A 23,364-nucleotide genomic window follows, 5' to 3' on the forward strand; every position below is an offset into this window, starting at 1 on the left:
ATTGCCAAGCCTTGACGCTTCCTTCGAGAAGGATCAAAAGCTCCCAGCATCTCCCTTAGGAAGCATTAGCTTATAAAAGGTTGACCGGCGAGATAAGACGCGCCGCCGGTCTCGTTTTCGGGATGATTATTTGCGATCCGCGTTGCGAAAATAAAACAAGTCATGGTCGAACAATTCTGGAAGACGAAACAGCTGGAAGAGCTGTCCCCTGTCGAATGGGAAAGCCTGTGCGATGGCTGTGGGCTCTGTTGTCTCAACAAGCTGGAGGACTGGGATACGGGTGCCGTGGCCTTCACCTCCGTTGCCTGTCGTCTGCTGGACGGTTCGACCTGTCGATGCTCGGATTATCCGAACCGTCAGGCGACCGTGCCGGACTGTATCCAGCTGACGCCGCAGGAAGTGCGCGAGATTTCCTGGCTGCCGCCGACCTGTGGTTACCGGCTCGTGCGCGACGGCGAGGATCTGAAATGGTGGCATCCGCTCATTTCGGGCGATCCTGAAACGGTGCATGCCGCCGGCATTTCGGCCAAGGATCGCACCGTCAGCGAGAAGGATGTCGATGTCGATGATTTCGAGGACTATCTCGTGGACTGGCCGTTGCATGTGGGTGAAAAAGCCTGAAAAATGGCTTTTGCCGGTTAACCCCGTTTGAACATACGGATGTCTACGCCATTCTGCTGATGTACTGATTGCTCATGGAGCGTTACAAGCGGCAGGCTCGAATGGGGACGGGCTGCGCGTCGTGGGTCTGGAAATGAACGCTGAAAGCAAATTGGCGGACCGTCTATACGAGGCGGCGATGATCCCGGAACTCTGGGGCGATGCCTGTACCGCGCTTGCGGATGCGGTCGGCTCCTCGACGGCATCGATATTTACTGTCGATACGCTCGGAAAACACCGGTTCGTCACGACGCCCAATATTGCCGATGCGTTTGCCGGTTTTATCGAAAGCGAACACCGTTTCAACAATCTGCGCCCGATCCGGGCGATGGAGCGTTACCCATTTTCCTTCGCGCGCACCACGGATCTGCTGTCGGCCGAAGAATATGCCGCCGACGCCATCAACCGTGATTTCATCCACCCTCACGGGATGGAATGGGAAGCCGGTTACGCTTTTCAGGAGCCGACCGGCCATATCGTCGTCATTTCTCTGATGCGCGCCTTCGGACTGGATCATTTTTCGCAGGAACAGTTGCAGCATCTCAACCTGCTGAAGCCGGACATTTCGCGCGCTGCCTATATGGCCTCGCGGCTTGCCTTCAAGGAAGCGCGCTCGATGACCGAGACGTTGTCCATGCTTGGCCTTCCGGCAGTGGTGATCGGCGATGCCGGTCAGGCGCTGGCCATGAACCCGGAGCTGGAGGCGCTATCACCACGGATCCGCACCGCCGCCGGAAACCGGCTTGTGCTGGAGAATGCCGGTGCGCGCGTGCTGCTGGACGAGGCAATCGCACGCTACCGGGCACAGGCTGCACCCACGGTGCAATCCGTGCCGATGCTGGGTGATGATGGCGCGCCGGCGCTGATCCTGCATCTTCTGCCGATCCGTCGCGCCGCGCGCGATATCTTTTCGCGTGCCATGGCCGTGCTGGCGGTTACCGAAGTGGGGCAGGTCGGCCCGCCGGATATGCGCGTGCTCTGCGGCCTGTTCGATCTCACGCCCGCCGAAGCCCGCGTTGCGCGCGGCATCGCCATGGCGCAGACGCCGGAAATGGTGGCGGCCTCGCTCGGCGTTTCGGTGGAGACAGCCCGCTCGCACCTTAAGCGGATCATGCACAAGACCGGCACGACGCGGCAGGCCGAACTGGTGCTGCTGCTTTCGGGGCTGAATGCGCCGGGCAGCGGGGCAGGCGGGTTTTGAGGCCTATTCGCCTCTTGGCTTCAGCCAAGGGGAGGCTTCGTTGGCAAATGCCGGCATGACATCGGGCTGAGTTGAAGCCCGCCGGATTTCATGCCCTGGCCCTTCTGATCCATCGATTTCAACCGGTCTGCCATCGGCATTGACAGCCAATAAGCCGACGAGATCGGCGGGCGCGAAGCGGATATAGATTTCGGCGCGCCTGAGTGATTGTTCGAGATTTTCTCGAATGGATGCTGGATTATACTCTTTTGGCAGGCCCCTGACCGATTGATAATCCTCGGAGGCAATCGAAAGGCCCTTGTGACGAATCTCGTCGATGATCCTCACCGGCGAGAAATGCGGCGGCTTGCCCGATGCCGCCATGATGATCGGGCCGAGTGGACAAAAATTCTCTTCGATCTGGATCAGGTCGACATAATCTCGTGCCTTCCGACGAGTGGAAGCGGCGAGCACCTTGTTGACCGCGAGATCAGCCTGATGGAGGCGAATGCCCCATTGCGGATCGTTCACCAGCGGCATGAACCGCTGCCGTGCTTCGCTCATCCACTGGATGAGGGTCGCTTCGCCATCCTTTCCGACGGACGCTTCAACACATCCATAGATGAACACGTCGATCGCGACTTCGAAGCCGTGTCGTTTCAGTTCCTCTATGTCGCGGGTGGCCACGGATCCGATCTCCTCGTCGGTATCCTGAAAGATATCGATGTCGTCGGATTGTCGCGACCAATCGCGATTGAGAACCACGCCGCCCGCCAGATAGCTGGAGGCCGAGCGATTGCGCGCAAGGATCGCCATGATGGCCTTTTGGAGCGAGGTTGGCGCCATGTCAGCTTTCCGCTTCAGCAAGCAAGCGCCGCCCGATTGCAAACGCTCGAGCATCTCCGCGTTCCATCAACGCGTTGGCGATCACCCGCGATCGGGCGTCTAGGTCGGGCAGTCGATCCAGATCGATATTGTCGAGGATGCGCAGGCGATAAAGTCTCAGCGCCTGTTCCACCAAATCTTGCAGGCGTTGCTTTTTTTGCCGGTGCGCGTCGCGCAGGGCGGCGGCATTGTTGAGAATGTCCTGCCGCTTGTCCGAAGGGACGAGCACTTCCACGCGGACGAGGTCCGCTGCGCCTCCGCTTTCACGATACCGCCTGATCCTGTCTTGAATTGCCATGGGCCGCTCCTTGACGATGAGCTTATCCGTATCCGGGATACGCTACAAGATCAGACTGTTCGGGCAAAATGCCGTTGGTCTGCTCTTGACCTTCCCATGGTGGGAAGCCTTACATGGAGTCGCGAAAGGATCACGCTTCGCTATGAATACACCTATCGAACCGATCACCCGACCTGTTACGCCTCTTGAACCGCTGACCATTCCCGTGGAGGGCATGACCTGTGCTTCCTGCGTTAGGCGCGTCGAAACAGGCGCCGCGAGGGTTGCGGGCGTGCACAAGAGCACTGTCAATTTCGCAACGAAAAAACTGACCGTCGAGACCGATGACACCTTCGCGCCCGAGGCGCTGGAAAAGGCGATCCACAAGCTGGGTTATGAAATCCCGGCGGGTGCCATGCAGGCGGCATTGCGGGAGGTCGGGCGCGATGGATCCGATATTGCCGTTGAGCGTGACGAGCATGATGCAGCGTCAGCCCATGACGGGCATGGTCATCACCACGGGAAAACCGCCGCCAGCGCGGCGGCTTCGTCAATCGACCACGCCCACATGCATGCCGGCGAAGAAGCCGTGCTGAAGCGTGATCTCATCATCGCTTTCGTGCTGACGCTGCCGTTGTTCGTGCTGGAAATGACCGGTCATGCCTATGAGCCTTTTCATCACTGGCTGATGGAGGTGATCGATACCCAAAATCTCTATTACGTCTATTTTTCCCTGGCGACGGCGGTGATCTTCTGGCCGGGCCTGCGTTTCCTGCGTCTTGGCCTTCCGGCGCTTTTCCGTGGACACCCGGAAATGAATTCGCTGGTCGCCGTCGGTGTGCTGGCCGCCTATGGTTATTCGTTGGTGACGACCTTTGCGCCGGACCTGCTGCCCTATGATGCGCAGCACGTCTATTACGAGGCGGCGACCGTGATCGTCACGCTCATCCTGTTCGGGCGCCTGCTGGAGGCGCGCGCGACAGGGCGCACCGGCGAGGCGATCCGGAAACTGGCCGGGCTGCAGGCCAAGACCGCGCGGGTGGACCGTGATGGACGGGTGATCGATATCACGACCGCCGATGTTATTGTCGGTGATACGATCCTTATCCGCCCGGGCGAGCGTATTCCCGTCGATGGCATCGTCATCGATGGCCAGTCGAATGTCGACGAATCGATGATATCGGGTGAGCCGCTGCCAGTGGAAAAAACTGCAGGTGCCGTGGTCACAGGCGGCACGGTGAACCGCACCGGTTGCTTCCGGTTCCGTGCCGAAAAGGTCGGGCGCGATACGGTTCTTGCCGGCATCATCCGGCTGGTGGAGCAGGCGCAGGGCGCGAAACTGCCGATCCAGGCGCTGGTCGACCGTGTCACCGCATGGTTCGTGCCGGCCGTGATGGTGCTTGCCGCAGTCACCTTTGTCGTGTGGTTCCTGATCGGGCCGGAACCGGCGCTTACGCATGCGCTGATCAGCGCCGTCGCCGTGCTGATCATTGCCTGCCCCTGCGCCATGGGACTGGCCGTGCCGGTGTCGATTGTCGTTGGTGGTGGCCGTGCGGCCGAATTCGGCGTGCTGTTCCGCAAGGGGGAAGCGTTGCAGACATTGTCCGGCATCGATCTCGTCGTGGTCGACAAGACCGGAACCGTCACCAAGGGGCGGCCGGAACTGACCGACCTGATCGTCGCAGGCGGCTTTGCCGAAGACGATGTTCTGGCAGCGGTCGCGTCGGTCGAAAACCGTTCGGAGCACCCGATTGCCGAGGCCATCGTCAAGGCGGCCGAGGCGCGGGGGCTTGTCGTTGCGGAAGCCGAGACATTCGAATCCGTGACCGGTTACGGTATTTCCGCCAATGTGAATGGCCGCACCGTTGCTGTCGGGGCGGATCGTTTCATGGAAAAACTCAGGCTATCGGTGGATGCTTTTGCAGACGCCGCGGAGCGCCTCGGCAACGAAGGCAAGACGCCGCTTTATGCCGCGATCGACGGCAGGCTTGCCGCCATCATCGCTGTTGCCGATCCGCTGAAACCGTCGAGCGCGGCGGCGATCAGGGCATTGCAGGCGCAAGGCATCGAGGTCGCCATGGTGACCGGCGATAATTTTCGCACCGCGCAGGCGATCGCTGCTCATGTCGGGATCCGCAAGGTGGTGGCCGAAGTCTTGCCGGAGGGCAAAGTGGCGGCGATCCATGATCTGCGGGGCAATGGCCGAAAACTCGCCTTTGTCGGCGACGGCATCAATGATGCACCGGCACTGGCGCAGGCCGATATCGGTATTGCCATCGGCACCGGCACGGATGTGGCGATCGAAAGCGCCGACGTGGTTCTGGTGGGCGGCGAATTGACGGGTGTGGTGTCCGCCATCGCCATCAGCCGCGCCACGATGAAGAACATCCGCCAGAACCTGTTCTGGGCGTTCGGTTACAACGTGGCGCTGATTCCGCTGGCAGCAGGCCTGTTCTATCCGGCTTTGGGCCTGACCCTTTCACCGATGATCGGGGCGGCTGCCATGGCACTGTCCAGCACGTTTGTGCTTGCCAATGCGCTGAGACTGAAGAGCGTGACGATTGGAGATGCGACATGAATATCGGACAGGCCGCCGAGGCTTCCGGCGTTTCGGCAAAAATGATCCGTTATTACGAGGAGATCGGCCTGATCGCGCCGCCGGCCCGAACCGGCAACAATTACCGGGTCTATGGCGGCGATCAGGTGCATGTGCTGCGTTTCATCAAGCGTGCCCGCTCGCTCGGGTTTTCACTCGAGGAAACCGAGGTGCTTCTCAAACTCTGGCAGGACAAGAGCCGCAGCAGTGCCGCCGTCAAGGATATTGCCACGACGCATATCAATGACCTCGAGCGCCGTATCGCCGAAATGCAGGGTATGGTGAAGACCCTGAAGAACCTTGCCCATTGCTGTGGCGGTGATCACCGCCCCGATTGCCCGATCCTCGATGATCTGGCGGGCGATACTGCGGCATCGGGCAACCACGACACTCATGACCATCACGCATAAGGATTTTTGACATGACAGCCATTTTCACCGTTTCCGACATGACCTGCGGCCATTGCGAAAAGACCGTGCGTGGCGCGCTTGCCGAGGTGCTGCCGAATGCGGCCGTCACGATCGATCTGGCCGCCCACAAGGTGACGGTGGATGGTGACGCCGCCACGGCCAAAGAGGCGATCCGAGAGGCGGGATATTCGCCGGAACGGGCGTGAACCCGGTCGATATAAGTGCTTCTGAAACGCATTGCGTCACGGCGAGATCGCTGCAGTTAGGGTAAAAGCCCGATGGATAAATGATATCCGCCTTCTATATCTGCGAACGTCGCTGACCTTCTCGTTGGCGTTTTGTGGAAGGGGCATACCTTTGGATCGGCGATCAACGGAGCTAGGCCATGGATGATTACGACATGGTCCTGCTCACCGAGGTGGAGCAGCAAGCCGAAGCCGAGGTCATCATCTCCATGCTCGATGCCTACGGCATCCATGCGGCCAGAAGTGGCCAACTGACGCGGCGTGGCTGGTATGCCATTCAGGTCAATGAAGAGGATCTGCGCAGCGCCCGGGCACTGCTCGCACGGGCCGAGGAGCCGGATGAGGTTTCCACCGGGAACGAGCCGCCGTCGTTTTCCAGCCTGACGATGCGCACCGGTGCGGCTGCGATCATCGCCGTCCTCGTCATCATGCTGGCAACCACCTATGCCGGTTCGTTCGCATCCGGAGAGATCGGGATGAGCCGCTATGGCCTGCTTCATACGTCTCTTCTGATGTGTGCCGGGGCGATCATCGGTTCCGCATTCGCGCGCATGCTCTGCGACCGCTATATCGGCATCTATTCCCGCAAGGCCGTCATGGTCGCGCTGGTTGCCTATTATGCGGCAGGACCGATCTGGTTGCTGTTCCGTTATGCCGGCGGCGATCCGGAGGCGACCCTGCTTCAGGTGGCGCCGGGGCTCTGCATCGTCATCGCAAGTCTGGTGTTCTGGCCGGCAGGCAGTGTTAAAGAGCGAATAAATGTTTCCAGTTGAAGTTTTTTCAGGTTCGAAGCCTGCCACGAGCCATCGGTTTTTTGTGAACGTTCTTGCGCTTCTTACCTTGTCCTATAGCCATGTAGCGGCAGCAAATGACGTGCCGTTGCAGTGCCCGCCGGATGTCTTCAGTGCCGAGTACGACAGTTACATCAAGCTGATGGGCGAGCGTGTCGGCTATAAACTGGAGCCGAGCATCTACGGTACGGAAGAGATGATGATGAGGCTCGTGAAGGAGTTCGAAGAGTCGTCCCCGCCTCCCGCAGGCTCGAATATCATGGAAATCTATTTCACGGACCTGAAGGGTTCCGGTCTGCTGGGCGCGCGTTGTATTGGAGATTGCAGCCAGGAGGACTATACCGCGCTGGCAGGCCGTTGCGCCATGGAAATGGGCAGCACTTGTCTTGACTTTGCAGTCGTTATCGATGGCAAAGCGCAGTGTCTGATGATCCCCAGGCCGAAATTGCAGTGATCACGCCGGATGCTTTACATCCGCAACATCGCGTGATCCGTATAGGCCACCACGAACACCGCTCGCGCCAGCGCTCTGTCGATCTCGCGGTTCATGCAGCGCTCGCAGGCGTCGATCGCCAGTTCGTAATTGCCGGTCGCTCCCCGTGTCGAACAATCGCGCAGGTAACGAAGCGCATCGTGTGGGCCGAAGATCGGTTGTTCCGTGCCGTCGCCACCCAGTACGTAGACCGGCATGCTCCATCTCATCTCGAAATCTACTCTGACAACAGCGTCCATAGCCAAAGCCTCCCGGCGCCATGCGCTCGCAAATCAGGTCCGCACCCACAAAATACCATGGGTTGATTCCGCTGTCTTCTTAAATTCGATTTATCTAATAAATCGTCTAATGAGAGTATATATCATATTATTCGTGTATTCGTGAACCACGCGAAAGCAGTCGTGCGGTGGCAGGTCCGGTGATGACCACGAAGATGAAGCGCGTTACTTGCATGGCCATCACGAAAGGCACATCGACATTGGTGGATGCGGCGATGATGGCAACACTGTCGGCGCCGCCGGGGCTGGTTGCAAGATAGGCCGAGAGCGGGTCTATGCCGGCGAAATGCACGAGCCCGGCGGCAAAACAGCCGCAGATGGCAATCAGTGCAAAGACCGAAAGAAGGACGCGGGGCAGGGCGCGTGCGGCGTGCGCCACGACATCGCGGGTAAAACGCATGCCGATGCCCCAGCCGATGACTGCGAAGCTGATGGCCAGAACCCAGGGCGGCAGAACGATGGGCATGATACCGGAAAACTTCATCGCCATGCCCAGCGCGAGCGGCAGAAGAAGCGGACCACCCGGCAGTTTCAGCCGCATGCCGAGCCATGATGCGGCAAGTGCTGCGACAATGGTGATCGCAAAAGCCAGCCAGTCGATTGACGGGAACCAAATGGTGGCCTGCTCCTCGACGATGGTCACGCCCATGAACCGGGCGACGATGGTGGCGGCCAGCACGACACAGACGACCCGGACATATTGCATGAAGGCGACGAGGCGCATGTCCGCGCCATAACCGGCCGACATCAGCGTCATGGCGGCGGCGGCACCGGGGGAGGAGCCCCAGATGGCCGTGGTGCCGGGAAAGAGTTTTGCCCGCGACATCAGCCAGCCGAGAAAGGCGGCGGCAAGGACGGTGGAGAACACGCCGACGATAAAGATCGGCCAGTCGGATTTGAGTTCGCTGAACAGCGAGGGTGGCATGTTGCTGGCAATCATCATGCCGACGATGCCTTGTGCCGCGGTAAAGCCCTGATTGCCGATACGCACGCCGCCGCCCATGGTCGCCATCAGAACGGCCGTTGCCATCGGCCCCAACAGCAGGGCTGCGGGCAGGTGCACCAGTTCAGCCAGGAAAACGATGACGGAGGAGATCAGAAGCAGGGCGGTCCAGCGCAGCGGTACGGGCCACGTCGCGGGTCGCTTTGCTTCGAAGGTGCGGCCTCTCGGATGTTTCTCGGTCAAGGCATGCTCCGTGGACGCAGCGGACAATATCCGGCACCGGAGGCAAACCGGCGGTTATGCAGGAAACCGGACGCATGCCCGATGCCGCCGTCGTAACCATGTTCCCGGACAGCGCGCAAGCTGCGCGGGCGTGAAATCGATGCCATGTCATGCATCGAGGAAGTTACTGATGCTGCAGTGCCGCATGATTGGTCGTCAGGGTTGTATCGGGTGAGTGCGTCGTCGATTCGCGTGCGGCATCGCCGCTGGTGACGTTTACATCCCGGCCTCTCTCGCATAGTCAGCGCGCACGAAACAAAATTTGCGGATGAAAGCCCATGTTGATCAAGCAGAGCGACTACCACCGGATTTACAGGGTGATCCACAGCCTGCTCTCCGCCAACAATGCCGATCCGGCGACGGCGGCGATGTATTTCTCCACCTTCGGCGCCTTCATTCTGGAGCATCACTTCAAGATCAAGGCGAAGCCGAAGGGCGGGTTGGCGGCCTATAATCTCGGCGGCACGCTGATGTTGTTCGCGGATCATCGCGAGGATGGTTACGTGACCGGTGCCGGCGAAAATTTTCATTGCTGGGTTGAGGCGGATGGCTGGGCGATCGACTTCATGGCACCTGCCTTTGCGCAGACCGCGCCTGAACTGGCCGTACCGCCAAAAATGTTTCAGCGTCCGCTGTCCGCCATGGCCTCCGGCGTCAACGATCTGAAACAGTCCGGCGACTTTTTCTATCAGGTGGAAGCGGACGCCATGTCCCGTCGTTTTGCCGATTGGCACAAACATGGCGGGATCGGCGATCTCGCATCTGTAGCGGCTGGCTGGTTCCGCAAATCGCCACGGCAGATGCCGGGATCGCTTGTCATCGGCAATAACGATGGTGAGACGAAGACGGTTACGCTGTCCGGCAACATGCTTGTCGGCAGCTGGTGACACTCAACGACGGCCTCATCGTTTCGCGTGTGGTAAGGTCTAGGCTTCGTCGTCTTTTGCCGCCGCATCCAGCAGTACCGGTCCATGGCCGCCGGCGGCCAGACGGTCGTCGGGGTTTCTGAGCGGACAGTGCTTGAGTGACAGGCAACCGCAACCGATGCAGCCGGTCAACTCGTCGCGCAGTTTCGTCAGGCGTTCGATGCGGGCATCGAGTTCGGCCTTCCAGCCGGTCGACAGGCGTTCCCAGTCATGGGCATTCGGTGTGCGCCCCTGTGGCAGCGTGGCGAGCGCACCGGCAATTTCCTTCAGCGGTACACCGGCTTTCTGCGCTACCCGTATCACGGCCACCCGCCGCAGCACGTCGCGGTCGTAACGTCGATGGTTGGCGCCGTTGCGCCAGCTGCGGATCAGGCCTTCCTGCTCGTAGAAATGCAGGGCCGAGATGGCCACACCGGAGCGTTCGGCGACAAAACCGACGCTGACGCCATCGCTTGCGCGTCGTGCCGACGAAGGCGTGTCGCTGCCGTTTGTGGACATGCCGGCCCGTGACGCTGGTGGTTTTGGTTTCGTCATTTTGTCCCTTGACCTCAAGTAATCTTGAGATCGTACAGCATGACTTTCGGGAATGGCAGCGCTTTCTGCTTTGCGTTCCCCAACTGGACGGCAGGGCCTCAACTGGAAGGCAGGACATGGATACGATAGAGGAAAGTCTGCGGCAGCGGATTTCACAACGCGGCGAAAAATTCACAGAAGCATGTGAGGAAATCGCCTTGATGGAGCGGGGAGGCAGCGGAGCAGCCATGGCGGACGAAAAGGAGGCCGTCGTCGCGCGGATCGAACAGGCCGCCCGACCGCGTTCGTTCGAGGCGCCGAAAATGGCCGTTGATGCGGAAGACAGCTGGTCTGCACTCTTGTCAGGCCGTAATGCCATCATGCTGGCACTGGTCTCGGCCGGTATCGGCCTGCATGCGTTCAATTCCTTTGCGATTGTCGCGGCCATGCCATTGGCGGCGGCCGAACTCGGCGGTACCGCGTTTTTCAGCTGGGCATACAGCCTCTATTTCATCGGTTCGATTGCCGGCGGCACCGGGGCCGCTGCCTTTCGTGATCGTGTCGGGCCGGCGGCGGCGCTGCTGGTGTCCTGCCTTCTGTTTGCACTTGGCGGTCTGGCCGCGCTGGTCGCACCGAATTTCGGCTTCATTCTTGGCGGACGACTGTTGCAGGGCGTCGCCGACGGGCTGATCGTGGCGATTGCCTATAGTCTGATACCAGGCAATTTTCGGTCCGGTCTGATATCAAAAGTGTTTGCGGCCGAGGCCATGGTCTGGGCGGTCGCCTCGCTTCTGGGGCCGCTTGCGGGCGGCTGGCTGGCGGAAGCGTTTTCATGGCGCATCTCCTTTCTCGCCGTCGTGCCGTTCCTGCTTCTGCTTGTGATCCTCACGCCCATGGCAAATCCGGCGGCCTCGACTGCCGCGCGGGCAGCGGCCGCTCCCTTTGCGATCGGCATGTTGATCGCCGGTGCTTTGGTCCTGTCGCTGTCATCTGTCGCGTCGTCCGGGCTCGGACAGGCGATCGCGGTGGTTGTCGGCATTGCGCTGTTCATCTTCGCCATGGTTTTCGATGGCCGTCTCGGACCCAAACTTCTGCCGACGGGCGCTTTTGGCGCGCGTTCCGTTTTCGGCTGCGGGCTCTGGGTTCTGCTGCTGATGTCGCTCAGCCATTCGGTGGGGGCGGTTTATCTGGCGCTGGCGATCTCGGAAATCTGGGCCTATCGGCCGACGATCGTCGGGGGGATCGTGCTGCTGATGGCGTTGACCTGGAGCATCGTTGCCGTTTTCGCCAGCCGTCATCCTTCGCCGGATCGGCAGGATTTCCGCACACGCCTGGGGCCGTTGTTCCAGCTGGCGGGGTTCGTCTGCATCGCCATCGGCCTGATCTCTCAGCAGATCGCACTCGTGGTGATCAGCCAGATCATGATCGGTACCGGTTTCGGTCTGGCATGGGCCAATGTCAATCGGGCGGCTCTGGCGGGTGCATCCGAGGAGGACCGGGACCGTGCCGGCGCATTGTTGCCGACGGTTTCGACTGCCGGTTATGCGATTGGCGCGGGCCTTGCCGGTCTGGTGGCAACCGCAACGGGGCTGGTGGCCAATCTTCAGGGCAGCTCGCCGGATATGGCGCTCGCCGTGTCCTACATCTGGCTATACGGGCTCGCGGCGGTGGGTGCCGTTGCCGCCTTCATGTTTTCGGTCGGTGTCAGGTTGCCACGCTGACGGCACCAAAAAAGGGCAGCGGAACGAATTCCGCTGCCCTTCGCAATTTCCGGCGGTCGATCGGCGATCAGAACTTTACGCCGACGCCGACATTGATGACGTGCTGGTCGAAATTGACGTTAGCAGGACCAAAATTGCCGCTGCCGTAGTCATTGTAGCGGTACTCCGCACGACCGAAGACATTGTCGGTGAAGGCATAGTCGACACCGGCGCCAATGGTCCAGCCATGCAGCGTGTCCTCTTCATCGACGGTACCGCCAGCCTTGACGTTGGTCGCAGTCCAACCACCGGCGATATAGGGCAGGGCGCGATCCATTGCGTAACCGAGACGAGCACGGGCGGAGCCGGAGAACCCGCTCTTCGCGTCGATGCCGGCACCGATATCTTCTTCGTTCCAGTCATAATTTACATCGCCTTCAAGACCGGCGACGAAACCGTTCGACATCTGCCAGTTATAACCAACGAAGCCGCCAAAACGACCGCCATCGAAGTTTTCAGACAGGCCATCGACATCGCCGTTGCCCCAGCCGTAACCGCCGTGCAGACCGACATAGGGGCCGCTCCAGGTGAAGGCGGGTGCCGTTGCCTCGATCGCAACCGGGGCTTCCGGGATCTGCTCCACGGCGTCAGCCGCGCGCGCAGCAGAGGTTGCGGTCATGGCGATCGCGGCCGCAAAAATGGAAGCCAGAGCGGTGCCGGCTGCGGGGGAGAATTTCTTCATGGACTTTTCCTCTCGGGTATCGTGACAGGCAGATGCCTTGCTATTCGAACACTCCAGCCGCGGCTCCCAAGCCAAGTCGCGACGGACCATCACGGTGCGCTAACAACGTAGGGGGCCATTTGGTTCCATGCCATCCTGATCGCGCGTGTGTGATCAGACGTGCAAAAAGCGGCATTTTTGAGCGAAACGGTGAAAAAGCGGTCAAGCGTACTCTTCCGGCAACCTGCAAACTGGCGCACTCTCAGCAATAGGTATAGGAGCCGATAAGCAAATCGCGCGATGCTCTCGCCCCGTTGCGAATATCTCCAGCCATGAATAGCAGACCCGATGAACAGCAAGACACTGGGCTATCTTTACGTCCTTATCGCCATCACCATTTTTGCCGGACAGGACGCGTTCTCGAAGCTTCTCGGCGACAAATACCCGCCGATCATGGTGACGATGATCCGGTTCTGGGCCTTTGCCGTGTTCGTGGTGTTGCTGGCCGCGACTTCTCCGGGTGGCTTGCGCAAAGCGATCGCCACCAAGCGGCCGGTGCTGCAGGTCGTTCGCGGCATGCTTCTGGTCAGTGAAGTGGTGGTTGTCGTCATCTCGTTCACGATTGCCGGTCTCGCCATGACCCAATCGATCTTTCAGGCGACGCCTTTGATGATCACGCTTCTTTCCGTGCCGCTACTGGGTGAAACGGTGGGCTGGCGTCGTGGCGTGGCGCTTGCCGTCGGTCTCATCGGCGTGCTGATCATCCTCAACCCGACCAATGTGCATTTCGACATCCGCCTGCTGCTGCCCTTGGGTGCCGGCTTCATGTTCGCGCTTTACAGCATCGCCACCCGCGCGGTCAGCAGTACGGACAGTGCGGTCACGAGCGTGTTTTATGCCGGCGTGGCGGGTGCCGCACTCGCCACCCTGATCGGCCCGTTCTACTGGACGCCGATTGCCATGGAAGACTGGCCGGCCATGGCGGCGCTCTGCATCTGCGGCGCCACCAGCCATTATTTCATGATCAAGGCCTATAGCCTGCTGAGCGCCGTCGAGGTGCAGCCGCTGACCTATCTGCAGTTGGTCATGGGGGTCGCCGTCGCGGTGGCGTTCTTTGGCGAGACGGTCTCGATCAACATGGCGATCGGCGCCGTCATCGTGGTCGGTGCTGGTCTTTTCACCGTCTGGCGTGAGCATCGCCTCGGCATTCGCAAGGACAAGGCGGAAAAGATCTAGAGCACGTCGCAGCCAATCTGCGCCATTCTGCCGGAGCAGGTTTTCGTCATGGCAGAGGCGATTGGCGAAGGGCATACCTTCAGGTACGTTCGAGCCGATCGCCTCTGATCCTGGCGGAAAGATGCCCGGCCCCTTCGGGGTTGGCTGATACGGGCCGCCTATTCGCTCGGCCGGCTTGGCCGTATGCTTTGGCTACGACGCGCGCCGGCCGAACGAATATCCGACTCCGTCTAAGCCAACAGAATGGCGCAGATTGGCTGCGACGTGCTCTAGGGCCGAAATCCCGTCCGGTCCGCCTCGGTAATCTCGCGAATGATCCGGCAGGGCACACCGGCGGCAATCACCCCGGCCGGCACGTCCTTCGTGACGACGCTGCCGGAGCCGATGATGGCCCCGTCTCCGATCGTCACGCCCTGATTGATGTGCACACCGGCGCCGATCCAGACCCGGTTGCCGATTTTGACCGGTTTTGCGTAACAGCCGCCCGCGGCGCGCTCTCCCGCATCGATGGCGTGGTTGGACGTGTAGATGCCGACCCTTGGCCCAAAGAGAACGTCGTCGCCGATCTCGATACCGCCGCCATCCAGCATCACGCAGTCGAAATTGGCGTAGAAATTGTTGCCGATGGTGATCTGCTTGCCGAACTCGCAACGGAATGTCGGTTCAAAATGCACGCGCTCGCCGACGCTACCCAACAGATCTCGCAGAATGCGCTCACGCTCGGATGGCGTCTTTCCAAAGGTTGCATTGTAGCGGTTGCTCAGGAGAACGGCATCCTCGCGCGCCTTCAGGAGTTCCGGCGTCAGGTCGTTGTACATGATGCCGGAACGAATGATGTCGAACTGTTCGTCGAGTGTCATGGGCACGGTCTCCTGTTCTGATCGGGATCCTGCCTAAAGTCGGCGGATGAATGTGTGGTGAACACTTGATCGACATGGGACAAACGAAAACGGCCGCAGACGTTCGCCTGCGGCCGTTTTGTTCGTTACACACCGGCGGCAGCACCGCCGGCAAGCTGTCTTAGAATTCCTGCCAGTCGTTGGCCTGGTTATCGACAGCGAGAGCGGCATTGCCGGAAAACGCGGTCGCGACCTTGCTGGCCAGCTTGCGGGCAGGGGAGGCAACCGGGCGTGCCGAGTGCTGTGCTGCCGGGCGGGTCACTGCTGCAACCTGCTGCATGCGGGCATGCGACAGCTTGAACTGGGCGAGCAGGGCGTTCAGCGCGGCGGCATCGCGGGCAAGGCCGTGGCTTGCAGCGGTCTGTTCTTCCACCATGGCGGCGTTCTTCTGGGTATCCTGATCCATCGCGTTGACCGCGGTGTTGATCTGCTGGAGACCGGAAGACTGTTCTTGTGCCGATTCAACGATGGCGTTGACGTTGCGGTTGATCTCCTGGACCTCGGTCACGATCGTCTGCAATGCCTTGCCGGTTTCGCCGACGAGGTGAACACCGTTCTGGACCTGCTGGTTCGAGGCGGTGATCAGCGTCTTGATTTCCTTGGCGGCGTTTGCGGAGCGCTGGGCCAGTTCGCGGACTTCCTGGGCGACGACGGCAAAACCCTTGCCGGCTTCACCAGCGCGCGCCGCTTCGACGCCTGCGTTCAGGGCAAGCAGGTTGGTCTGGAAGGCGATGTCGTCGATGACGCCGATGATGTTGCCGATCTCGCCTGAAGACTTCTCGATCTGCTCCATCGCCTTGACGGCGTTCTGGACCACTTCACCGGACTTTTCTGCGCCCTGACGGGTGCGGGCAACCAGCGAGCCGGCTTCCTGAGCGCGACGGGCGGCGTCCTTCACCGTGGTGGTGATTTCTTCCAGTGCAGCTGCGGTCTCTTCGATCGAGGCTGCCTGCTGTTCGGTGCGCTTGGCCAGATCGTCTGCGGCCGACTTGATCTCGCCGGAGCCGGCTTCGATGCTGCGGGCGTTGGCGGCGACGTCTTCAAGGGCTGCCTGAAGCTTCGAAGCAGAGGCGTTGAAGTCGTTGCGGACGCCGTCGAGAGACGCAGCGAACGAACGGTCGATGCGGTGCGAAACGTTACCGTCTGCGAGGTTGGAGAGCGCTTCGGCAAGGCTGTCGACAGCGAACTTGACGTCGGCGGCTTCGCGGGCCTTTGCGGCTTCGCGGTCGATGCGTTCCTGTTCCGACAGGCTGCGATTGTCTTCGGCTTCCTGCTCCAGACGCTGACGCTCCAGCGCGTTGTCGCGGAAGATGGCGACGGCTTCAGCCATCTGGCCGATTTCGTCCTTGCGGTCGAGACCGTCGATCTCTTCGCGGGTTTCGCCTGATGCCAGCGACGCCATGCGTTCACGCAGGCGCGCCATCGGCGCGGTGATGCCCTTCTGGGCAATCGTCAGCGCCAGCACGATGGCAATGGCGATGCCGACCAGCATGCCGATGATGGCGAACTGGATGGTCGAGGACACTTCGGCCGAAAGGGCGTCACCGCCATTCTTGATCAGGTCGGCCATGGCGCCGTTGCTGGCACCGAATTTGGGCGACAGTTCAACGATGGCCTTGTCGAGGTCTGCCGAGAGCGTCGTCACCTTGGCGGTGTCACCTGCGGCATGTGCCTTCAGGAGGTCGTCGCCGATTGCCTTCAGCTTGTCGGCGCCGGCGAGCAGTTCGTCGGTTGCAGCCTGGCGGCTGGGAACGAGGCCGGGCACTTGGGCCAGTCGACCACGGGCACCGGTGATTTCCTTGCCGAAACGCTCGGCAAAATCCTTGAAGGCCGGGGACTGCGGGTCCTGTGCCAGCGCGCGGCTGAGCCAGGTCGTTGCCGTCCACATGCCGGCTGCACCGCGCGGAACGAAGGTCGCTGCCGTGCTCTCGTTCTGCAGGAAATGCGAATAGGACTGGTTGGCGGCACTAAAACGCTGGGTAACGAAAAGAAGGCCGGCGAGCGAGATGACGCCGAGGATGGCGATTGCCATCAGAAATTTTGTCTTGATCTTCAAATTCTTGAGCATCGGATAGCCTCAGAAGCACGCTGAAGGAACGCAAGAGCAGCGGCGGAAAAGGGAATGCAGGAATCGTCTTGATTTTAAGACGGCGCGCATCATGCGCGCCCCCGGCGACCGGACCGATCGCAATGTCCTGACGCGGAAAATAGGTGTATTGTCATAAGAAAATCTTACACTTGCTGCGGTGCATCACAATTCTGGACGAATTGCCGCGGCGTGCCACTTTTTCGCCTGATTTTCATAACCGCGTAACCATCTGCGCAGTAGGCAATCCTTTGTTTGTTGCAGTGCACAAGGTTTCGCCGGTACATCCTGCACCGGGTCATGTTCAGGCCTCCCTCAGCGCTGGGGCAAATTGATATGAAATCAAAAAAATCCGTTTTCGAAGGGCCTTTTAACGTGGATCTTACCCGCCGTAACATCATGTCGCTGGGCGTTGCCGCCGCGGCAACCGCCGTCACCACCAAGATTGCCTCTGCACAGGCCATCGGCTTCACCCCGAGCCCGATCTATCCCGATCCGGCCATTCAGGTTCTTGATCCGAGCTTTGCAAAGTACCGCATCGCCAGCTCTTCGCTGGAGCAGGTTGCCACCGGCGCCCGTTGGCTGGAAGGCCCGGTCTATTTCGGCGACGGCAAATATCTGCTGGTCAGCGATATCCCGAACAACCGCGTCATGAAATATGACGAAACCAACGAGACCTGGAGCGTTTTCGACGCCAACTCGAACTACGCGAACGGCCATTGCCGTGACCGCCAGGGTCGCCTGATCTCCTGCGAGCATCTGACACGCCGCGTTACCCGCACGGAATATGACGGTTCGATCACCGTTCTCGCCGACAACTACAAGGGCAAGAAGCTGAACTCGCCGAACGATGTGGTCTGCAAGTCCGACGGCTCGATCTGGTTCACGGACCCGCCGTTCGGTATTGGCGGTGCGTGGGAAGGCGAAAAGGCGGAAGCCGAGCTGCCGCATTCGGTCTATCGCATCTCGCCGGATGGCAAGTTGAACCTCGTCACCGATGAGCTGAAGGGTCCGAACGGACTGGCTTTCTCCGAAGACGAAAAGAAGCTTTACATCGTCGAAGGTCGTGCCCAGCCTTACCGCATCGTCTGGTCCTATGACGTCGGCAAGGACGGCTTCACGCTGACCAACAAGAAGGCGCTGATCACCGCCGACGACAATGGTGGCCTGGACGGTTTTCGCGTCGATGTCGACGGCAATCTGTGGTGCGGCTGGGGCTCTTCGGGCGCCGCCGGTGCGAAGCCGGAAGACCTCAACGGCGTGAAGGTGTTCAACAAGGAAGGCAAGGCAATCGGCTTCATCAAGCTGCCGGAGCGTTGCGCCAACCTCACCTTCGGTGGCCCAAAGAAGAACCGCCTTTACATGGCATCCAGCCATTCGGTTTACGCGCTTTATGTGGAAACCCACGGCGCGGTCTGATCTGCCTGTGACCGAATGACGGGGCCGGACCGGTGAACGGTCCGGCCCCGTTCTCATTTTTGCGTGCGCATTGTCGGTTCTGCCGTTACTTCTGCGTCTTCCAGCGGAGAAGGAGAAAACGATGCTTTATGCCATTCTGTGTTATGCCCATGAGGAAACCGTGTTCGCCTGGTCGAGGGAGGAAGAGGCCGCCGTCATGGAAAAACTCCATGCTGTGCAGGCGCCTCTGGAAAAGGCCGGCAAGCTAGGGCCTGTCGGGCGGCTGATGCCGACCACGGCGGCGACCACCGTGCGCAAGGGACGCGACGAGCCACTGGTGCTCGATGGTCCGTTTGCCGAAACCAAGGAAGTGCTGCTCGGATTCTACACGGTGGATTTCGAGACGCTGGACGAGGCCGTTGCCTTCGCCAAGGATCTGTCGGCGGTCAATCCGGGCTCCAGTTCCTATGAGATCCGGCCGTTCTACGTCTTCCATCCGGGGCAGATTACCGCGTCAGAGGCGATCGTATGACCGATATCGGCTGGATCGAGCTGGCGTTGACCGCGGCACGGCCGCAGGCGCTGGGCGCTTTGCTGCGCTATTTCCGCGATCTCGATACGGCGGAAGAGGCGTTTCAGGAAGCCTGCCTGCGTGCCGTCCGCACCTGGCCGGACAAGGGCGCACCGCGTGATCCGGCCGCCTGGCTGATCCTTGTCGGCCGCAACAGCGGCGTCGATCAGATCCGCAAACGGGCGAAAAACGAACCGCTGCCGGAAGAGGCTGCCTTTTCCGACCTGTCCGATGCGGAAGAGGATATCGCCGACCGGCTCGACAATGCGCATTACCGTGACGACATCCTGCGGCTGATGTTCGTCTGCTGCCATCCCGACCTGCCCAATACGCAGCAGATCGCGCTTTCGCTGCGCATCGTATCCGGCCTCACCGTGCCGCAGATCGCCAAGGCGTTTCTGGTGTCGGATGCGGCGATGGAACAGCGTATTACCCGCGCCAAGGCACGCATCGCCAGGGCGCAGAGCGACAACACTCCAGGTGACAAGGGTGTTGTCGGTTTCGAGGCGCCGGATGCCTACGAGCGCGCGGCGCGGCTGAAAACCGTGGCAGCGATGATCTATCTCGTCTTCAACGAGGGATATTCGTCCGGCGTCAACAAACCCGACAGCATCATGTTTTGCGAGGAGGCGATCCGGCTGGTGCGCATTCTTCTGCGCATATTCCCGTCCGAGGCGGAAATCATGGGCCTTGCTACGCTGATGCTGCTGCAGCATTCCCGCGCCGGTGCCCGTTTCGATAATGCCGGCCAGATCATTCTGCTGGAAGATCAGGATCGCTCGCTTTGGGACAAAAAGCTGACCGCCGAGGCGCTTGCCATGCTCGACAAGGCCGTGCGTCACAGGAGCGGTGGTCCCTACCAGTTGCAGGCGGCGATCGCCGCCCTTCATGCCCGCGCGGAAAAATTCGAGGACACCGACTGGTGGCAGATCGATCTGCTTTATCAGGCGCTGGAGCATTTGCAGCCATCGCCGGTCGTCACGCTCAATCGCGCCGTTGCCGTGTCGAAGGCGGAAGGGCCGCAGGAGGCTTTGGCGCTGATCGAAACAGTGGCAGGTCCGCTCGACGGCTATTTCTACTTTCACGGCGTGCGTGGCGGTCTGCTGATGCAGTCCGGTCAGACGGCCGAGGCGCGCGAAGCCTTCGATCGCGCCATCGCTCTTGCCAATTCACCGGCGGAAGCGGCGCATATCCGCATGCAGATCGATAAATTGGGCGAGGTTGGAACATAGCGGTAATTCTCGGCGGGTCTTCGTTTATTCAGACAGAAACGCTGCATCTTCTGTGATCTTGAGCCTTGAAAAATATCAGCTTTGTCGAAAGATGATTGCAATGCTCTTGTTTGTGTCGGCGAGATGAGTCTATAGGGCGCCAACGTTTTCGCATCTCCTAAACAGGAACTCTCCTCGTGAATGCAATGAAATCCCTTCTGGCCGCCAGCGGCCTGTGTGCCGCAATCGGTTTTGCTGTCACATCTGCCGAAGCTTCGACCAAATACCCTCTGACAGTGGACAATTGCGGAGCGCAGGTCACCTTCGAGAAGGCGCCGGAACGGGCAATCGGCCTTGGTCAGAACAGCGCGGAAATCCTTCTGTTGCTCGGCCTTGAAGACAAGATGGTCGGCACGGCATTCTGGCCGACCAAGGTGCTGCCGCAGCTCGAGGCGGCCAATGCCAAGGTCAAGCTTCTGACCGTCGAATTCCCGACATTCGAAAGCCTGTTGGCGCAGAACCCGGATTTTGTCGCCGCATCGCTGCCAACCCTGATCGGCCCCACCAGCAAGGTCGCCAAGCGCGAGGATTTCGACAAGGTCGGCGTGGCCAGCTACATTTCTCCGAGCACCTGCCTCTCGACCGAAAAGGTCAAGAACGAATATGGCAGCCGTGACCAGATGTGGACCATGGATCTGCTCTACAAGGAAATCGAAGAGCTTGCTGAGATCTTCGACGTTTCCGACCGCGGCGAGGCCGTGATCGCTGACTTCAAGAAGCGCGAAGCCGCCCTGCGTTCGAGCGTTTCGAAGGATGGCAAGCAGCTTTCCTACGTTTTCTGGTTCTCCAGCCCGTCGCCATCCGCCGACGCCTATCTTGGCGGCAAGAACGGCGCCTCCGGCTTTATCGCCGATGTGCTTGGCGGCAAAAACGCCATCGACGCCGAAGCGGAATGGCCGACGCTCGGTTGGGAAAGCATCATTGCTTCCAACCCGGATGTCATCGTTGTTGCCAGTCTCGACCGTAACCGTTGGGAACTCGACAAGCCGGAAGCCAAGATCAACTTCCTGACCACCGACCCGGCTGTCAGCCAACTTGATGCCGTCAAGAACGAGGCCATTTTCGTTATGGACGGTGCGGCGATGAACCCGACCGTGCGCACGATCTACGGCGCCGAGCAGGTCGCCGAGCAGATGAAAGCTCTTGGTCTCCTCAAGTGAGTGAAAGTGGCCGCATAATCCGGCATCTGGCGGTGCTGGCAGCTTTGCTGCTGGCATCGCTTGCCGCCATCGCGCTTGTCGTGGGCATCAGTGTCGGTATCGGCGATCTGCCGATTCCGCTTTCGACCACCTATGCGGCCATATCCAACCGGCTGGGCTGGACGGCGATTGAACTCAATCGCATCCATGAAACGGTGATCTGGGATTACCGTCTCAGCCGGGCGCTTGTCGCGGCATTCTGCGGTGCGGGTCTGGCGCTTTCGGGCGCGATCATGCAGTCGCTGCTGCGCAATCCGCTGGCCGAACCTTATGTGCTCGGCATTTCGGCGGGTGCGTCCACAGGTGCGGTTGCCATCGTCATTCTTGGCCTCGGTGCCGGAACGGTGTCACTGTCGGCCGGTGCCTTTGCCGGCGCATTCGCTGCCTTCTTCTTCGTCGCACTGCTTTCGAACGGTACGCGCGGAGGCGCCGACCGCACCATTCTTGCAGGCGTAGCCGCATCGCAGCTGTTCAATGCCGCCACGTCCTATGTCGTCACCACGGCCGGTAACGCGCAACAGGCGCGCGATGTGATGTTCTGGTTGCTCGGCAGTTTCGGCGGCGTGCGCTGGCCGGAATTCATGCTGGTGTCGGTCATTGTCGGTTTCGGCCTGATCGTCTGCCTGTTTTACGCCCGCGTGCTCGATGCCTTTGCCTTTGGTGATGAGGCGGCGTCTTCGCTCGGCGTTAATGTCGGGCGCGCACGCATTCTCCTGTTTGCGCTGACCGCGATGATGACGGCGACCATCGTCAGCATGGTCGGCACGATCGGTTTCGTTGGTCTCGTTGTGCCGCATGCGGCCCGTTATGTTGTCGGTCCGCTGCATATCCGTCTGCTGCCGGCCTGCGCCATTGTCGGTGCCATCTTCATGATTCTCGCGGACATTGCCTCTCGTGCGCTCATTCCGCAGCAGGTCCTGCCGATCGGTGTGGTCACCGCGCTTGTCGGCGTACCGTTCTTTTCCGTCATCCTCTACCGGTTCCAGCGCGCGTCATGAGTATCAAAACCGACAATCTCGTCTGGAAGATCGGGCGCAAGACAATTCTCGACGGCGTATCCTTTGCGGCGAAACCCGGGAAGATGCTCGGCCTGCTCGGTCCCAACGGATCGGGCAAGACCTCGCTCTTGCGCCTTCTTGCCGGATTGAAGACACCGCATTCGGGCAGCGTTACGCTCGACGACAGGGATATTCGCAGCATCGGCCGCAAGGCGATGGCGCAACGTGTTGCCTTCGTGGAGCAGCACGCCACCACCAACGCCAACCTGTCCGTCATCGATGTGGTGAAGCTCGGGCGTTTCCCGCATCGGTCTATGTTTTCAGGCTGGTCCAAGGTCGATGATACGGCTGTCGAAGAGGCGCTGGACCGCGCCGGAATGATGGCGAAACGCAATGACCGCTGGCAGAGCCTGTCTGGTGGTGAAAAGCAGCGGGCGCATATCGCCCGTGCGCTGGCGCAATCGCCGAAAGAGCTCATTCTTGATGAGCCGACCAACCACCTCGACGTTCAGCATCAGATCAGCCTGATGCGGCTTGTTTCCGGCCTGCCTATCACCAGCATCATCGCCCTGCACGATCTCAATCACGCGGCGATGTTTTGCGACGAACTCATCATCATGCAACAGGGCAAGATTGTGGCGACCGGTTCGCCGGAAGATGTCCTTACGCAGGGTCTGTTGAAGGACGTCTTCTGTGTCGAGGCGCGGGTGGAAACCTCGCCGCATCATGACCGGCCGCATATTCATTATCTTCGCTGAATGCTTTTTTCAGCACCGTGCGAAGAAAAAACTTTGCCGCTGTCGGTT

General features: G+C 60.3%; 24 protein-coding genes. 16 read left to right on the forward strand and 8 right to left on the reverse strand.

Features of this window, described 5'->3' with window-relative positions:
* The first annotated feature begins 162 nt into the window (after positions 1-162).
* On the forward strand, positions 163-621 hold the full coding sequence (locus tag J2T09_RS21310; RefSeq protein ID WP_306838243.1) for a YcgN family cysteine cluster protein: 459 nt from the start codon (positions 163-165) through the stop codon (positions 619-621).
* A gap of 151 nt (positions 622-772) precedes the next feature.
* Positions 773-1,861, forward strand: coding sequence for a helix-turn-helix transcriptional regulator (locus J2T09_RS21315; protein WP_306838245.1), 1,089 nt, complete (start codon positions 773-775; stop codon positions 1,859-1,861).
* 3 nt (positions 1,862-1,864) lie between these two features.
* On the opposite strand, the gene J2T09_RS21320 is transcribed toward J2T09_RS21315, so the two are convergent.
* Together J2T09_RS21320 and J2T09_RS21325 are read right to left on the reverse strand one after the other, a co-directional pair.
* The gene (locus J2T09_RS21320) at positions 1,865-2,527 is read right to left on the reverse strand and encodes a hypothetical protein (RefSeq protein ID WP_306838247.1); all 663 of its coding nucleotides are present in this window, start codon (positions 2,525-2,527) and stop codon (positions 1,865-1,867) included.
* A 160-nt stretch (positions 2,528-2,687) separates the two neighbouring features.
* Positions 2,688-3,023 carry a hypothetical protein gene (locus tag J2T09_RS21325; protein WP_306838249.1) on the reverse strand — a complete coding sequence of 112 codons (336 nt, stop codon included), beginning with the start codon at positions 3,021-3,023 and terminating at the stop codon, positions 2,688-2,690.
* Positions 3,024-3,165: 142 nt separating this feature from the next.
* Between J2T09_RS21325 and J2T09_RS21330 the strand changes: the two genes are divergently transcribed.
* From J2T09_RS21330 to J2T09_RS21350, 5 genes are all read left to right on the forward strand, one after another.
* The gene (locus J2T09_RS21330) at positions 3,166-5,580 is read left to right on the forward strand and encodes a heavy metal translocating P-type ATPase (protein ID WP_373458557.1); all 2,415 of its coding nucleotides are present in this window, start codon (positions 3,166-3,168) and stop codon (positions 5,578-5,580) included.
* Entirely contained in the window at positions 5,577-6,008 is a 432-nt protein-coding gene (cueR, locus tag J2T09_RS21335) for a Cu(I)-responsive transcriptional regulator (protein WP_306838251.1), read from the forward strand. Before J2T09_RS21330 ends, cueR begins: the two co-directional genes overlap by 4 nt.
* Positions 6,009-6,019: 11 nt before the next feature.
* On the forward strand, positions 6,020-6,214 hold the full coding sequence (locus J2T09_RS21340; RefSeq protein WP_306838253.1) for a heavy-metal-associated domain-containing protein: 195 nt from the start codon (positions 6,020-6,022) through the stop codon (positions 6,212-6,214).
* A gap of 179 nt (positions 6,215-6,393) precedes the next feature.
* Entirely contained in the window at positions 6,394-7,026 is a 633-nt protein-coding gene (locus J2T09_RS21345; RefSeq protein ID WP_306838254.1) for a hypothetical protein, read from the forward strand.
* A complete protein-coding gene (locus J2T09_RS21350) occupies positions 7,013-7,498 on the forward strand; it encodes a hypothetical protein (RefSeq protein ID WP_306838256.1) in 486 nt (161 codons plus the stop codon). Before J2T09_RS21345 ends, J2T09_RS21350 begins: the two co-directional genes overlap by 14 nt.
* 14 nt (positions 7,499-7,512) lie before the next feature.
* Here J2T09_RS21350 and J2T09_RS21355 read toward each other — a convergent pair whose 3' ends face one another.
* Positions 7,513-7,734, reverse strand: a complete 222-nt coding sequence (locus tag J2T09_RS21355) for a DUF982 domain-containing protein (RefSeq protein ID WP_306838258.1) — start codon at positions 7,732-7,734, stop codon at positions 7,513-7,515.
* 169 nt (positions 7,735-7,903) lie between these two features.
* Positions 7,904-9,001 carry an AbrB family transcriptional regulator gene (locus J2T09_RS21360; RefSeq protein WP_306838260.1) on the reverse strand — a complete coding sequence of 366 codons (1,098 nt, stop codon included), beginning with the start codon at positions 8,999-9,001 and terminating at the stop codon, positions 7,904-7,906.
* A gap of 317 nt (positions 9,002-9,318) precedes the next feature.
* On the opposite strand from J2T09_RS21360, the gene J2T09_RS21365 reads away from it, so the two are divergent.
* A complete protein-coding gene (locus tag J2T09_RS21365; RefSeq protein ID WP_306838262.1) occupies positions 9,319-9,927 on the forward strand; it encodes a DUF2026 family protein in 609 nt (202 codons plus the stop codon).
* 39 nt (positions 9,928-9,966) lie between these two features.
* Here the strand turns inward: J2T09_RS21365 and soxR are convergent, their stop codons facing one another.
* Complete coding sequence (gene soxR, locus J2T09_RS21370) at positions 9,967-10,464, reverse strand: redox-sensitive transcriptional activator SoxR (RefSeq protein WP_306838264.1); 498 nt, start codon at positions 10,462-10,464, stop codon at positions 9,967-9,969.
* Positions 10,465-10,727: 263 nt separating this feature from the next.
* Between soxR and J2T09_RS21375 the strand changes: the two genes are divergently transcribed.
* Positions 10,728-12,200, forward strand: a complete 1,473-nt coding sequence (locus J2T09_RS21375; RefSeq protein ID WP_306838266.1) for an MFS transporter — start codon at positions 10,728-10,730, stop codon at positions 12,198-12,200.
* Between the two features lie 67 nt (positions 12,201-12,267).
* Here J2T09_RS21375 and J2T09_RS21380 read toward each other — a convergent pair whose 3' ends face one another.
* Entirely contained in the window at positions 12,268-12,921 is a 654-nt protein-coding gene (locus J2T09_RS21380; protein WP_373458558.1) for an outer membrane protein, read from the reverse strand.
* A 327-nt stretch (positions 12,922-13,248) separates the two neighbouring features.
* Between J2T09_RS21380 and J2T09_RS21385 the strand changes: the two genes are divergently transcribed.
* Complete coding sequence (locus J2T09_RS21385) at positions 13,249-14,136, forward strand: DMT family transporter (protein ID WP_306838268.1); 888 nt, start codon at positions 13,249-13,251, stop codon at positions 14,134-14,136.
* Between the two features lie 269 nt (positions 14,137-14,405).
* On the opposite strand, the gene J2T09_RS21390 is transcribed toward J2T09_RS21385, so the two are convergent.
* Both J2T09_RS21390 and J2T09_RS21395 read right to left on the reverse strand, forming a co-directional pair.
* The gene (locus J2T09_RS21390; RefSeq protein WP_306838270.1) at positions 14,406-14,996 is read right to left on the reverse strand and encodes a sugar O-acetyltransferase; all 591 of its coding nucleotides are present in this window, start codon (positions 14,994-14,996) and stop codon (positions 14,406-14,408) included.
* Positions 14,997-15,156: 160 nt separating this feature from the next.
* Positions 15,157-17,103: a methyl-accepting chemotaxis protein gene (locus J2T09_RS21395; RefSeq protein WP_306838272.1), complete on the reverse strand. Its 1,947-nt coding sequence runs from the start codon at positions 17,101-17,103 to the stop codon at positions 15,157-15,159.
* Positions 17,104-17,496: 393 nt separating this feature from the next.
* Between J2T09_RS21395 and J2T09_RS21400 the strand changes: the two genes are divergently transcribed.
* From J2T09_RS21400 to J2T09_RS21425, 6 genes are all read left to right on the forward strand, one after another.
* Positions 17,497-18,540, forward strand: a complete 1,044-nt coding sequence (locus J2T09_RS21400) for an SMP-30/gluconolactonase/LRE family protein (protein ID WP_306838386.1) — start codon at positions 17,497-17,499, stop codon at positions 18,538-18,540.
* Positions 18,541-18,661: 121 nt separating this feature from the next.
* Entirely contained in the window at positions 18,662-19,051 is a 390-nt protein-coding gene (locus J2T09_RS21405; RefSeq protein WP_306838273.1) for a YciI family protein, read from the forward strand.
* On the forward strand, positions 19,048-20,322 hold the full coding sequence (locus J2T09_RS21410; protein ID WP_306838275.1) for an RNA polymerase sigma factor: 1,275 nt from the start codon (positions 19,048-19,050) through the stop codon (positions 20,320-20,322). The genes J2T09_RS21405 and J2T09_RS21410 overlap by 4 nt, the downstream gene beginning before the upstream one ends.
* 176 nt (positions 20,323-20,498) lie before the next feature.
* The gene (locus tag J2T09_RS21415; protein WP_306838277.1) at positions 20,499-21,521 is read left to right on the forward strand and encodes an ABC transporter substrate-binding protein; all 1,023 of its coding nucleotides are present in this window, start codon (positions 20,499-20,501) and stop codon (positions 21,519-21,521) included.
* Positions 21,518-22,558: a FecCD family ABC transporter permease gene (locus J2T09_RS21420; RefSeq protein WP_306838281.1), complete on the forward strand. Its 1,041-nt coding sequence runs from the start codon at positions 21,518-21,520 to the stop codon at positions 22,556-22,558. The genes J2T09_RS21415 and J2T09_RS21420 overlap by 4 nt, the downstream gene beginning before the upstream one ends.
* Entirely contained in the window at positions 22,555-23,316 is a 762-nt protein-coding gene (locus J2T09_RS21425) for an ABC transporter ATP-binding protein (RefSeq protein WP_306838283.1), read from the forward strand. The genes J2T09_RS21420 and J2T09_RS21425 overlap by 4 nt, the downstream gene beginning before the upstream one ends.
* The last annotated feature ends 48 nt before the right edge of the window (positions 23,317-23,364 follow it).

It is taken from the genome of Neorhizobium huautlense (assembly GCF_030811685.1).
Classification (GTDB): Bacteria; Pseudomonadota; Alphaproteobacteria; order Rhizobiales; family Rhizobiaceae; genus Neorhizobium; species Neorhizobium huautlense_A.

Excerpts from the sequence above, each read along its gene's own strand:
- J2T09_RS21330 (WP_373458557.1), top strand. The coding sequence starts at position 3,166 with ATGAATACACCTATCGAACCGATCACCCGACCTGTTACGCCTCTTGAA.
- J2T09_RS21365 (WP_306838262.1), top strand. The coding sequence starts at position 9,319 with ATGTTGATCAAGCAGAGCGACTACCACCGGATTTACAGGGTGATCCAC.
- J2T09_RS21325 (WP_306838249.1), bottom strand. The coding sequence starts at position 3,023 with ATGGCAATTCAAGACAGGATCAGGCGGTATCGTGAAAGCGGAGGCGCA.
- J2T09_RS21410 (WP_306838275.1), top strand. The coding sequence starts at position 19,048 with ATGACCGATATCGGCTGGATCGAGCTGGCGTTGACCGCGGCACGGCCG.
- J2T09_RS21355 (WP_306838258.1), bottom strand. The coding sequence starts at position 7,734 with ATGCCGGTCTACGTACTGGGTGGCGACGGCACGGAACAACCGATCTTC.
- J2T09_RS21340 (WP_306838253.1), top strand. The coding sequence starts at position 6,020 with ATGACAGCCATTTTCACCGTTTCCGACATGACCTGCGGCCATTGCGAA.
- J2T09_RS21345 (WP_306838254.1), top strand. The coding sequence starts at position 6,394 with ATGGATGATTACGACATGGTCCTGCTCACCGAGGTGGAGCAGCAAGCC.
- J2T09_RS21380 (WP_373458558.1), bottom strand. The coding sequence starts at position 12,921 with ATGAAGAAATTCTCCCCCGCAGCCGGCACCGCTCTGGCTTCCATTTTT.
- J2T09_RS21390 (WP_306838270.1), bottom strand. The coding sequence starts at position 14,996 with ATGACACTCGACGAACAGTTCGACATCATTCGTTCCGGCATCATGTAC.
- J2T09_RS21425 (WP_306838283.1), top strand. The coding sequence starts at position 22,555 with ATGAGTATCAAAACCGACAATCTCGTCTGGAAGATCGGGCGCAAGACA.
- J2T09_RS21350 (WP_306838256.1), top strand. The coding sequence starts at position 7,013 with ATGTTTCCAGTTGAAGTTTTTTCAGGTTCGAAGCCTGCCACGAGCCAT.
- J2T09_RS21310 (WP_306838243.1), top strand. The coding sequence starts at position 163 with ATGGTCGAACAATTCTGGAAGACGAAACAGCTGGAAGAGCTGTCCCCT.
- J2T09_RS21385 (WP_306838268.1), top strand. The coding sequence starts at position 13,249 with ATGAACAGCAAGACACTGGGCTATCTTTACGTCCTTATCGCCATCACC.
- J2T09_RS21405 (WP_306838273.1), top strand. The coding sequence starts at position 18,662 with ATGCTTTATGCCATTCTGTGTTATGCCCATGAGGAAACCGTGTTCGCC.
- J2T09_RS21375 (WP_306838266.1), top strand. The coding sequence starts at position 10,728 with ATGGCGGACGAAAAGGAGGCCGTCGTCGCGCGGATCGAACAGGCCGCC.
- cueR (WP_306838251.1), top strand. The coding sequence starts at position 5,577 with ATGAATATCGGACAGGCCGCCGAGGCTTCCGGCGTTTCGGCAAAAATG.
- soxR (WP_306838264.1), bottom strand. The coding sequence starts at position 10,464 with ATGTCCACAAACGGCAGCGACACGCCTTCGTCGGCACGACGCGCAAGC.
- J2T09_RS21395 (WP_306838272.1), bottom strand. The coding sequence starts at position 17,103 with ATGCTCAAGAATTTGAAGATCAAGACAAAATTTCTGATGGCAATCGCC.